General features: G+C 58.5%; 8 protein-coding genes. 5 read left to right on the forward strand and 3 right to left on the reverse strand.

Translation table 11 applies throughout. The features are described from left to right. Window positions 1-94 precede the first annotated feature (94 nt). Window positions 95-1,009: a DUF808 domain-containing protein gene (locus CKW14_RS27485; protein ID WP_095126520.1), complete on the forward strand. Its 915-nt coding sequence runs from the start codon at window positions 95-97 to the stop codon at window positions 1,007-1,009. Window positions 1,010-1,190: 181 nt separating this feature from the next. On the opposite strand, the gene CKW14_RS27490 is transcribed toward CKW14_RS27485, so the two are convergent. Both CKW14_RS27490 and CKW14_RS27495 read right to left on the reverse strand, forming a co-directional pair. Beyond that, window positions 1,191-1,979: a VacJ family lipoprotein gene (locus CKW14_RS27490; protein WP_034151542.1), complete on the reverse strand. Its 789-nt coding sequence runs from the start codon at window positions 1,977-1,979 to the stop codon at window positions 1,191-1,193. After that, a complete protein-coding gene (locus CKW14_RS27495; RefSeq protein WP_007919928.1) occupies window positions 1,972-3,270 on the reverse strand; it encodes a serine protein kinase PrkA in 1,299 nt (432 codons plus the stop codon). Before CKW14_RS27495 ends, CKW14_RS27490 begins: the two co-directional genes overlap by 8 nt. A 224-nt stretch (window positions 3,271-3,494) precedes the next feature. Here CKW14_RS27495 and CKW14_RS27500 point away from each other — a divergent pair, with 224 nt between their 5' ends. Continuing rightward, window positions 3,495-3,863, forward strand: a complete 369-nt coding sequence (locus CKW14_RS27500) for a hypothetical protein (RefSeq protein WP_095050215.1) — start codon at window positions 3,495-3,497, stop codon at window positions 3,861-3,863. Between the two features lie 95 nt (window positions 3,864-3,958). Here the strand turns inward: CKW14_RS27500 and CKW14_RS27505 are convergent, their stop codons facing one another. Continuing rightward, complete coding sequence (locus CKW14_RS27505; RefSeq protein ID WP_095126521.1) at window positions 3,959-5,554, reverse strand: beta (1-6) glucans synthase; 1,596 nt, start codon at window positions 5,552-5,554, stop codon at window positions 3,959-3,961. A gap of 286 nt (window positions 5,555-5,840) precedes the next feature. On the opposite strand from CKW14_RS27505, the gene CKW14_RS27515 reads away from it, so the two are divergent. The 3 genes from CKW14_RS27515 (at window position 5,841) to CKW14_RS27525 (ending at window position 8,901) form a co-directional block, all read left to right on the forward strand. Next, window positions 5,841-6,692, forward strand: a complete 852-nt coding sequence (locus CKW14_RS27515) for a glycine betaine ABC transporter substrate-binding protein (RefSeq protein WP_095050217.1) — start codon at window positions 5,841-5,843, stop codon at window positions 6,690-6,692. Window positions 6,693-6,934: 242 nt separating this feature from the next. After that, complete coding sequence (locus tag CKW14_RS27520) at window positions 6,935-7,246, forward strand: DUF485 domain-containing protein (protein ID WP_007919908.1); 312 nt, start codon at window positions 6,935-6,937, stop codon at window positions 7,244-7,246. Continuing rightward, on the forward strand, window positions 7,243-8,901 hold the full coding sequence (locus CKW14_RS27525) for a cation acetate symporter (RefSeq protein WP_095050218.1): 1,659 nt from the start codon (window positions 7,243-7,245) through the stop codon (window positions 8,899-8,901). The genes CKW14_RS27520 and CKW14_RS27525 overlap by 4 nt, the downstream gene beginning before the upstream one ends. The last annotated feature ends 953 nt before the right edge of the window (window positions 8,902-9,854 follow it).

A 9,854-nucleotide genomic window follows, 5' to 3' on the forward strand; every position in this document is an offset into this window, starting at 1 on the left:
TAGCACCGGCCTCGCGCAGCGCTCAAGAATGCCCCGCGTGGTCTAAGGTCGCGTTATGCTTCGCAACATTCATACATAAAAGGAAACAGGATTCATGGCAGGAAGCAGTTTGCTGGTGCTGGTCGACGATATTGCCACCGTGCTGGACGACGTGGCGTTGATGAGCAAAATGGCCGCCAAGAAGACCGCCGGCGTACTCGGCGATGATCTGGCGCTCAACGCCCAGCAGGTCTCCGGCGTGCGTGCCGAACGGGAAATCCCCGTAGTCTGGGCCGTGGCCAAGGGCTCGTTCGTCAACAAACTGATTCTGGTGCCATCGGCGCTGGCGATCAGTGCGTTCGTGCCGTGGTTGGTCACGCCATTGTTGATGGTCGGTGGTGCGTACTTGTGTTTCGAGGGCTTCGAGAAGCTCGCGCACAAGTTTTTGCACAGCGCGGCTGAAGATGAAGCCGAACATGCGCAACTGACTGAGGCGGTAGCGGATCCGGCGACCGATATGGTGGCGTACGAGAAGGACAAGATCAAAGGCGCGATTCGCACCGACTTCATTCTCTCGGCAGAGATTATCGCGATCACTCTGGGCACCGTGGCAACTGCCTCGCTGACTCAGCAAGTGATTGTCATGTCCGGCATTGCGATTGTGATGACGGTGGGCGTTTATGGCCTGGTGGCGGGCATCGTCAAACTCGACGACCTCGGCCTGTGGCTGACGCAAAAGCCTGGGCAGTTTGCGAAAAAAGTCGGCAGCGCCATTCTCAGCGCCGCGCCATACATGATGAAAACCTTGTCGGTGGTGGGTACGGCGGCGATGTTCCTGGTCGGTGGCGGCATCCTCACCCACGGTGTGCCGGTAGTGCATCACTGGATTGAAGGCGTTGGCGCAGCGGCGGGGAGTGCCGGGTTTGCGGTGCCGATGTTGCTCAATGGTGTGGCGGGGATCATCGCTGGTGCTGTGGTGTTGGCGGTGGTTTCCGTTGTCGGCAAAATCTGGAAAGCCCTGAAAAACTGACATTCAACACAAAACCCTTTGTAGGAGTGAGCCTGCTCGCGATAGCGGTGTGTCAGCACTGCAAATGGTGGCTGGTACACCGCTATCGCGAGCAGGCTCACTCCTACAGTTGATTTGTGTTGTGCCAATAAAAAGGGCCATTCAATTTTCATTGAATGGCCCTTTTTTGTGCCTGCCGTTTTTACTCGGCGATCTGCAACTTACGCGCCTCGGTATACACGTAACGCACCTTCTCGTACTCGAACGGCGAGTTCATCTGGCCGTAGCGGAAGCTGGTCTGGTAGCGCTTGTCGACCGCGCGCAGGGCCCAGATTTCCGGGTGGTTGGAGCTGACTTCCGAGACGTTGAGGAAGTTGATCGCTGATTCGGCGGTGTAATCCACAGCAAGACCGGCGGTGTCGCGGATGTTCGACGGGCCGAGGATTGGCAGCACGAAGTAGGCGCCGCCCGGTACACCGTAGAAGCCCAGGGTCTGGCCGAAGTCTTCGCTCTGGCGCGGCAGGCCCATGGCGGTCGCTGGGTCCCAAAGGCCGGCAATGCCGATGGTGGTGTTGAGCAGCAGGCGCGCGGTGGTTTCCATCGAGCGCTGACCTTTGAACTGCAACAGGCTGTTGACCAAGTTCGGCACGTCACCGAGGTTGTTGAAGAAGTTGCTTACCCCGGTACGCACAAAACTCGGCGTGATGTAGCGATAGCCATCGACCACCGGCAGGAACACCCATTGGTCGAAGCGGTAGTTGAAGTGGTAAACCCGGCGGTTCCACGACTCCAGCGGGTCGTAGACGTTCAGCGCGTTGAGCGTCGAACGCTCGAACTCGCGCTGATCCAGCCCCGGGTTGAACTTGAGTTTGGACAGCGGCTCTTTGAAGCCGTCGCTGTCGACGACGACCGGTGCGTTGGCTTTACTGTTGTCGGCCTGGGCCACGCCTGCGCAGAGGAGCGCTGCCATCAGCAGGAGATATTTAGCCACGGAAGAACTCCAGCATGGCGTCGCTGTTGACGCGGTAGTTAAGGTTGCCGCAATGGCCGCCCAGTGGATAAACGGTCAGGCGATCACCGAATGTTTTACGCAGGAAACCGAGGTCGCCCGGGCCCAGGATTACGTCGTCGGCGTTGTGCATCACGGCGATTTTCGGGCTGTCATGCAGGTAATCCTTCAGCGCATACAGACTGACCTGATCGATCAGTTGCAGCAGGCTGCCGCCGTCCGTGCGCGCACGCCACATCGGGATCACCTGTTCGGTCAGGTAGCAGTCGAAGTCGCACTGCAGCGCACGCTTGAGGAACGGCGTGAGGCTGGTGCCTTCGGTTATCGGGAATTTCGGCGGAGTGATCAGGCCGCGGCGGTTGATCAGATCCGAGGTGAAGGCAATGTCGGCCGCCGAGAAGCGGAACGAGGTGCCAATCAACATCGCCATCTGTTCGTTGGTCAGGTGCTGCTTGGACTGCTGGAAGTCGTAAAGCAGTGCATCGTTGAGGTCGATGTAGCCTTTCTGCTGGAAGTAGCGGGTCAGCTTCGACAGCACCAGTTCATAGAACGTGGTGCTGGTGTTGATGCCTTTCACCTCGGTTTGCACCAACTTGTCGAGGTTGGTCACCGAGGTGTAGAGGTTGACCGGCGGATTGAGCAGCAGGACTTTCTTGAAGTTGAAGCTGCGGCGCGTCTCGTCCAGATGCGCTACGAAGGCGGCATCAAGGGCGCCGAGGCTGTAACCGGTCAGGTAATACTCGGTCACCGGCAGTTTCGGGTTCTGCGCGCGCACAGCCTGCATCACCCGGTACATGTCCTCAGCGTCTTCCTTGGTCACGCCTGGGGTGGCGAAGCGGGAGGCGGCGCTGATGAAGTCGAAACTGGTTGGCGAAGACAGCTGCACAACGTGATAGCCGGCCTTGTAGTAGAGCTTTTTCAGGTATTCGTTGAGGGTGCTGTCATAACGCGCGCCGGTGCCGGCGATCAGGAAGATCAGCGGTGCCGGTTTGTCCTGGGTGGCGATGCGATAGGTGAGTTTTTTCACCGCCCAGAAGTTGTCTGGCAGGATGAACTCTCGCTCCGGGCGCAACGTCAGGCTGCGGTCCGACTGATTGATGTCGTCGTCCAGCGGCAATTCCGGGCGCAAGTCCGGCGGCGTCGTGGCGATGGTCGCCTCGAACGGGTTGGTCAGGGGGTAGCCATAACTGGCGGCATCGATATCCACCGCCAGTGCGGACGCACTCAAAATAAGGCCGCTGAACAGCGCGGCGAAGCGCAAGGAACGGAGCATGACTAGATCCCTTAGAGGAAGGTGCCGAATGAAGTTCGCAGGCTATGACCACCGGGGTTGCGCCAAAGTGCCATGCTGCGGCACCAAACAGGCAGAATTCGGAGTAATAGTAGCTGGACGATACACTTTGCATGCCCTGAATGAATAGTTAACAGTTGTTAGTTCTTGCACACGGCTGGCGGCAGATTAAGCTGGCCGCCGATTTCCGAAGATTGGAGTGTTTCATGTCCCGCCGTTTGCCCGTGATTTTGCTGCTCGTTCTGTTGCCGTTGTGGCTGGCCGCCAGTTATGGCGCGCGTTATGGCTTTATGGAAGACGGAAAGTGGGTGGGCATCTGCGTCGACGAGGCCAGCCGCTGGGAATGTCAGGTGCGGTCGAACCTGGGCTTGATGATTCATTTCAAGGTGTTGGGCTGGACGGCGCTGGGCGCGGCGTTGATCGGGTTTGTATTGCCGGGGCGGGCAGGGTGGTGGCTGGCGGTGCTGGCGCTGGCGGTCGGAGTGCCGGCACTGGCGTTGTACAACACCACGTTTGCGGTGTTTGCGTTGGTGATTGCCGGGTTGCGGTTGGTCCGCGAGTCTCGTACTGCCTGATGGAAAAGATCGCAGCCTGCGGCAGCTCCTACATTGAGATGGCGTACACCTTGTAGGAGCTGCCGAAGGCTGCGATCTTTTGATCTTGCTTTTGATCAGTCCTTGCGAACACGCAGGCAGCGCCACAAAGCAGCCACCATCAACACACTCACCAACGCCCAACCCCACGCCTGCTGATTCTGCAACCCTTCCTGATACAGCTGCGGCGCAATTCCCGCGCCGACAATAAACGTCAGCAACGCAATCTCCCGACGCGGCACGCTCACCGGCCGGCACAGATAAACCAGCGCTGGCAGCACAAACGCCATGCTCGCAAAGCTGCGATAACGCGGATCGAAGACCATCTCCAGCATCATCACGGCTGCGGCAAAACCTGCCGCCGCGACCAGCCATCCTGCGTGGCGCTCCAGCAGATTGAACGCCCGCTCACGCCAGCCAGTACGGGCGCTCAGCGTCAACGCCGCGTGTGCCAATACCAACAGATTTAGCGCCGTCAACAAGCCGACCCACAGCCACTCACTGGCAAACCGCGTGGTTACCCGTGCCAGATCACCCCAGGCGCCAATCGAGCAAGCGGCGAGGGCACCCAGCAGCGGCAACACCAGCGCCGAACGCGTGGTGCGAACGCGACCGCCAAGAATCAGCGTGCCAAGAAAAATCAAACCACCGACCGCCAGCCATTCCTTCCAATAGGGGACGTTGGTCACCGGCCCTGCCAGCACGCCCTTGTCCTGACGGTCGGCATCGAACAAGCCCCAATAGCCACCGACTGCGCCTTCACTGCCGCGCTTCCACGGCTGGTCGAAGGCTTCGATCAGGTTGTAATGCCAGCCTTCCTTCTCGGCCATCGCGACAAAACCACGAATGAATTTGGCCTCGTTGACCCGACTCGGCAGGGCGGTCTCACGCTGGCGGCCTTCGCTTGGCCAGCCGGTTTCGCCGATCATCACGTCTTTCGGCGCGAATTTATTACCGAACACCTGGCGCACATCCGCCACATGCTGCAGGGCGACGTCGATGTTCGACGGATCATCTTCCCAGTACGGCAGCAAATGAATAGTCAGAAAGTCCACCGCTGGCGCGACTTCAGGATGCTTGAGCCAGAACTCCCAGACATCGGCGTAAGTGACCGGTTGCTTCACCTGACTTTTGACCTTGTTGATCAATCGGGCCAGTTGCGCGCCGGTGACTTCCTTGCGCAGCAGCGCCTCGTTGCCGACGATCACCGCGCTGACCACATCCGCGTTGGCGTTGGCCGATTTGATCAGCAGGTCGACTTCCTTTTCGGTGTCCACCGGGTTGCTGTTGACCCACGCGCCGATCATCAATTTCAAGCCGTGTTTGCGCGCCAGATCCGGCAGCGCCTCAAGGCCCGTCATCGAGTAAGTGCGTATGCACTCAAAGCGTGTCGCCAGCAATGCGAGGTCGGCGTCCATGCGCTCCGGGCGCAGTTTGAACGGCACGTCGAACGGCGATTGGTCTTTATCGAACGGGGTATAGGAGGCGCACTGCAATTTATGCGTCGGCGTCGCCGCATCCGGCAGAATCACCGGTTGGCCGAGGCCGTACCAGAAGCCACCGAGGGCAAACAGCCCGAGCAGGCAGGCGAAGAGATAAGGCAGAGCGGGGAAACGGGAAGTCGCGGACATGGTCAGGCCGAGTGGCTGCAAAGCGAGGCATGTTACCTGCATTTATAGAGGGGTTGGTGACCTGCATGATTTGCACATGCAAAGTTCGGGCGGATTATTTGGCGTCATTTATATAGTCGCGATTAATGGCCTTCTGATGTCGTTTCTCGTTGCCTTGAGGTCGCTGACAGAGCAGGTCGCCTGCGGCGTCAGGTTGATGATCAGGGCATCAGTACTCCGCTGATGTTCGAGTTGGTTTGCGGTCAGGCGTGATGGGGGCGCTGTGCACCATAACAATACGTTGACGATGCCCGGCATCCGTCGGGCGCAGCATTTCGGGGAAGTAACGATGAAGATGCGACGACTTTTAGGCGCAGGTGCCGCTCTGGTGCTTGCGATGAGTTCCACTTTCGCCAGCGCAGAAAAACAGACCCTGAACATCGGTTACGTTGACGGTTGGTCCGACAGCGTCGCGACCACCCACGTGGCGGCCGAAGTCATCAAACAGAAACTCGGCTACGACGTGAAGCTGCAAGCCGTCGCCACCGGGATCATGTGGCAGGGCGTGGCCACCGGCAAACTCGACGCCATGCTTTCGGCCTGGCTGCCAGTGACCCACGGTGAATACTGGACAAAAAACAAGGATCAGGTCGTCGATTACGGTCCGAACTTCAAGGATGCGAAAATCGGCTTGATCGTGCCGGAGTATGTGAAAGCCAAGTCGATCGAAGACCTGAAAACCGACGACACCTTCAAGAATCGCATCGTCGGCATCGACGCCGGTTCGGGCGTGATGCTCAAGACTGATCAGGCGATCAAGGATTACGGCCTCGACAAGTATTCCCTCAAGGCCAGTTCCGGCGCCGGCATGATTGCCGAGCTGACCCGTGCCGAGAAGAAAAACGAATCCATCGCCGTCACGGGTTGGGTGCCGCACTGGATGTTCGCCAAGTGGAAACTGCGCTTCCTCGATGACCCGAAAGGCGTGTACGGCGCAGCTGAAACCGTAAACAGCATCGGCAGCAAAGAACTCGCGACCAAAGCGCCGGAAGTGGCCAAGTTCCTGAAGAACTTCCAGTGGGCGTCGAAAGACGAAATCGGCGAAGTCATGCTGGCGATTCAGGACGGTGCCAAGCCTGACGCAGCGGCCAAGGATTGGGTCGCCAAGCACCCGGATCGCGTGGCTGACTGGACCAAATAACCGCCACCCCGCCATACCCGTGTAGGAGTGAGCCTGCTCGCGATAGCGTCCCGTCAGCTGATGAAAATATCGACTGATAAAACGCCATCGCGAGCAGGCTCACTCCTACAGTTGTTTTGTGGCGTACCGGAAATTGGCAAAAGTGTCATGGCGTTCTACTACTAAGGTCGTCTGTTACCGCTCCCGCAGCCGCATACATTAGCTATGTTCCAACAATAATCTGTGCTGCGAGGATAAAAACAATGAACGACAGCATTTACCTCTCGATTCAAAACAGTCCCCGATTCAAGGAGCTGGTGCGAAAAAGGGAAAAGTTCGCCTGGATACTCTCGGCGATCATGCTCGGGCTTTACTCTGGCTTCATTCTTCTGATCGCTTACGGGCCGCATATTCTGGGCGCGAAACTCAGTCCGGAATCCTCGATTACCTGGGGAATTCCAATCGGTGTCGGACTCATTCTTTCTGCATTCATCCTCACCGCTATCTACGTGCGCCGCGCCAATGGCGAGTTCGACGACCTGAACAATGCGATTCTCAAGGAGGCTCAGCAATGATCCGGCGTCTACTGGCTTTATTGAGTGTTGCGGCTTTCGCGCCGGGTGTCTGGGCGGCTGACGCGTTGACGGGGGAGGTGGCCAAACAGCCGCTGAACATTCCCGCGATCCTGATGTTCGTGGCGTTCGTCGGTGCGACGCTCTACATCACCTACTGGGCCTCGAAGAAAAACAACTCGGCGGCCGACTACTATGCAGCGGGCGGCAAGATCACCGGTTTCCAGAATGGTCTGGCGATCGCCGGTGACTACATGTCCGCGGCGTCCTTTCTGGGCATTTCCGCGCTGGTGTTTACCTCCGGCTACGATGGCCTGATCTACTCGATCGGCTTCCTGGTGGGCTGGCCGATCATTCTGTTCCTGATCGCCGAGCGCCTGCGTAACCTGGGTAAATACACCTTTGCCGACGTGGCGTCCTACCGCCTCGGGCAAACCCAGATCCGCACCCTGTCGGCCTGCGGTTCGCTGGTGGTGGTGGCGTTCTACCTGATCGCGCAAATGGTCGGTGCCGGCAAATTGATCCAGCTGTTGTTCGGCCTGGACTACCACGTTGCGGTGATTCTGGTCGGTGTGCTGATGTGCATGTACGTGCTGTTCGGCGGCATGCTGGCGACCACTTGGGTGCAGATCATCAAGGCTGTGCTGTTGCTGTCCGGTGCCTCGTTCATGGCGCTGATGGTAATGAAGCACGTAGGCTTCGACTTCAACACGCTGTTCTCCGAAGCGATCAAGGTTCACGCCAAAGGTGAAGCGATCATGAGCCCGGGCGGTCTGGTCAAAGATCCGATTTCGGCCTTCTCGCTGGGTCTGGCGCTGATGTTCGGTACGGCTGGCCTGCCACACATTCTGATGCGCTTCTTCACCGTGAGTGACGCAAAAGAAGCCCGCAAGAGTGTGCTCTACGCCACTGGCTTCATTGGCTACTTCTACATCCTGACCTTTATCATCGGCTTCGGCGCGATCCTGCTGGTCAGCACTAACCCGGCCTTCAAAGATGCGGCTGGCGCGCTGTTGGGCGGCAACAACATGGCGGCGGTGCACTTGGCCAACGCGGTCGGTGGCAGTATCTTCCTCGGCTTTATCTCGGCGGTGGCGTTCGCGACCATTCTGGCGGTTGTGGCCGGTCTGACTCTGGCCGGTGCTTCGGCTGTGTCTCACGACCTGTATGCCAGTGTGATCAAGAAGGGCAAGGCGAACGAGAAGGACGAGATTCGTGTCTCGAAGATCACCACCATTGCCTTGGCAGTGTTGGCGATTGGCTTGGGCATTCTGTTCGAAAGCCAGAACATTGCGTTCATGGTGGGCTTGGCGTTCTCCATCGCGGCGAGCTGTAACTTCCCGGTGCTGCTGCTTTCGATGTACTGGAAGAAGCTGACCACTCGTGGTGCGATGATTGGCGGCTGGTTGGGGCTGGTGAGTGCGGTGGGTCTGATGATCCTCGGCCCGACCATCTGGGTGCAGATTCTGCATCATGAGAAGGCGATCTTCCCTTACGAGTATCCGGCGCTGTTTTCGATGATCATTGCTTTTGTCGGGATCTGGTTCTTCTCGATTACTGACAAGTCGGCGGCTGCGGATAACGAGCGGGCGCTGTTCTTCCCGCAGTTTGTGCGTTCGCAGACTGGGTTGGGGGCGAGTGGGGCGGTTTCGCATTGATGGTTTGATGGTTTTGTAAATGTTGTGCTGAATGCCCCGGTTGAGAGATCGGGGCATTTTTATTGGGCGGTTATCGGCTAGAGCTGTGTACATATCCGTTGCTGCGGTAACGGCGGCTTAGGGTTCCGCCCTTACGGCGGGTCACTTTTTCCAGACGCCGAAAAAGTAACCAAAAAGGCTTGCTCCTACGTGCGGCCCGCTCGCTGGGGCTCGGGGTTCCTTCGCTCCGGGATCGATCCGGGCGCAGCGCCTACGGTTTGCTTCGCTGCACCTCCTCTCGCTGTGTTTGGCTTCGCCAAACGGTCGCTGCGCTCCCACCCCCGGATCAATCCCTCCACTCAGCCTTCCGACGTCGCCTTACAGATCAAGAGCTGCAGCCGAGCTAACGCTCATCCTGTTGAGTGGTGAAGAGCATGCGGTCGGCTTTTGTTCGGTGTTGGATTTGCCCCTCATCGGAACGCCGCCCGCCCAGCCCTCTCCCGAGGGAGAGGGGGCCGATTTGTTTGCTTTTTAGAGCCTGAGTTCACCGCGGTATCGCACGTCGGCGTAACTCTCCCAAACTCCACCGTCAGTCCCCTCTCCCTCCGGGAGAGGGCTAGGGTGAGGGGCTCTTGATCTGGCTTCAGCTTTTGATCTTTTGCCCCATCGGCAGGCCGAGCGGAGGTGTTCATCCGGGGTAGGCGCGCAGCGCCGTGCGGCGTAGCCGCATACATCGAGAGGAGGTGCAGCGAAGCAAACCGTAGGCGATGCCCCCGGATGGACACCGTAGCGAGGGAACACTGAGCCTCAGCGAAGTGCCGTACGCCGGGGCAAAGCCTTTTGGGTTTGATCTGGTCAAACGATACTGGACACGGTTATAGGGTTTTACCCTTTTTCATGCCGCCAGGGCCTCCATGTCCACCGGAGTTCGGTAGCCATTGTGACTGTGCAGCCTGATCCGATTGTAATAATGG

The organism is Pseudomonas sp. Irchel s3a12, assembly GCF_900187485.1.
Lineage (GTDB): Bacteria > Pseudomonadota > Gammaproteobacteria > Pseudomonadales > Pseudomonadaceae > Aquipseudomonas > Aquipseudomonas neuropathica.